1 protein-coding gene is annotated in these 1,469 nt (G+C 69.2%); it reads right to left on the bottom strand.

All coding sequences use genetic code 11. The features are described 5' to 3' along the window. A partial coding sequence (locus CLV92_RS20785) for an IS110 family RNA-guided transposase (RefSeq protein ID WP_104435991.1) occupies nucleotides 1-1,235 on the bottom strand: 1,235 nt, incomplete at its 3' end. Nucleotides 1,236-1,469 lie beyond the last annotated feature (234 nt).

Raw genomic sequence — 1,469 nt, 5'->3', positions numbered from 1 at the left:
TAAGTCAAGACGGGGTCTTGCGGGGCGGCAGTCGAGGTGGGGATGCTGGGTGTGGCGGGTCCGGGAAGTGACTTCTCCGAAGGGCCGGTGTGGGGATCCGAGCCGGCCGCGCTGGAGCCAGTAGACGCCCCCACTTGTCCTCCCGGACCCGTCACCAGCTCCTCGACGGCGACGACGTCTAGCTCTGCGGCTTGGCCTCCGTCGTCCTGCTGGTGGCCGGTGGCGTCGGCCACGAGCTGGCGATAGACCACATCGGAGAGGCGCCGCTTCAGACAGCGCAGGGCCTCCATGCGTGACTTACCGGCAGCGACCTTGCGGTCGAAGTAGGCCCGACCCTCGGTCGGGGTGCGCAGCTGGGCGATCGCCATGATGTGCAGGACCCGGTTCAGCCTGCGGTTCCCGGATCGGGAGAGGCGGTGGCGGACCACGTCGCCGCTGGAGGCGTCGATCGGGGCGGTGCCCGTCCAGGACGCGAAGTGGCCCTTGGTCGGGAAGCGGGCGATGTCGCCGACATCGCCGAGGATCCGGGCGGCGGTGACCGGCCCGATCCCGTGCAGGCCCATCAGCCCCGAACCGGTCGCCTGGATGAGCTCGGTGAGCTGCTTGTCGGCGGCCTTCATCTTCTTGTCCAGCGCCGCGATGTCGGTGACCATCTCCACTGCCAGAGCCCGCCGGGTCTTGCCGACGAGGTCCCTGGGCCGGACGGAGGCGAGCAGCGTCTTTGCCTGCGCTGCAGACAACCACGTCTTGGCCCCGCCGGGGATCAACTCCAGCAGCAGCCGGTGCAGCCGGTTGACGGTGTCGGTCCTACGAACCCCGAGCTCATCACGACGATCCGCCAGCAGGCGTAGCGCGACATGATCACCATCGACCGTGACGCGGCGCAGATCCGACGTTCTGAGAGCGACGACGGCGATGGAGTGCGCGTCGGTGGCGTCGGTCTTGCGGCCCTGACCGGTGGAGAAGACCCGAGCCCGAGCGGACAGCTTCGCCGGAACGTCCACGACGGCCTCGCCGTCGGCGATGAGCCGCTGCGCGAGGTGCTTGCCGATGCCGTTCGCGCCCTCAACGGCCCACGTCCGCTGGGTGAAGACGCGGCCGGCGGTGAGCATGTCCTTGTAGCCGGCGGTGTCGGTGGTGAACCGTCCCGCCAGCAGGACCCGCTCCCGCCGATCGAGGACCTCGATGGTCGCTGAGCGTTTGTGCGGGTCCATCCCGATGATCACGTGTCCCATGGTGGGCAGCCTCTCCGTCGTCGAGGTGGTGCTCTGGGACGGGGAGGGCAGCGCTACTTCGAGTGGAACAGACCCTTCTTGAGCCTCACCCCGCCGGGCGGTGCCCGACGCTCCACACGCCAAAGTCGAGCCACACCCGCCAGCGGGTGGGCAGCCGCAAAGAGAGCGTCACGCCGGGCACCTCGACACAGCCTGGCCGGGCCGTTGCCGTGCCACCAGTGAACAAGTAGCCGC

Origin of the sequence: Kineococcus xinjiangensis (assembly GCF_002934625.1) — a bacterium.
Lineage (GTDB): Bacteria > Actinomycetota > Actinomycetes > Actinomycetales > Kineococcaceae > Kineococcus_A > Kineococcus_A xinjiangensis.
The sequence above is the reverse complement of the archived record's forward strand: the minus strand, read 5'-3'. Positions and strand labels throughout refer to the sequence as shown.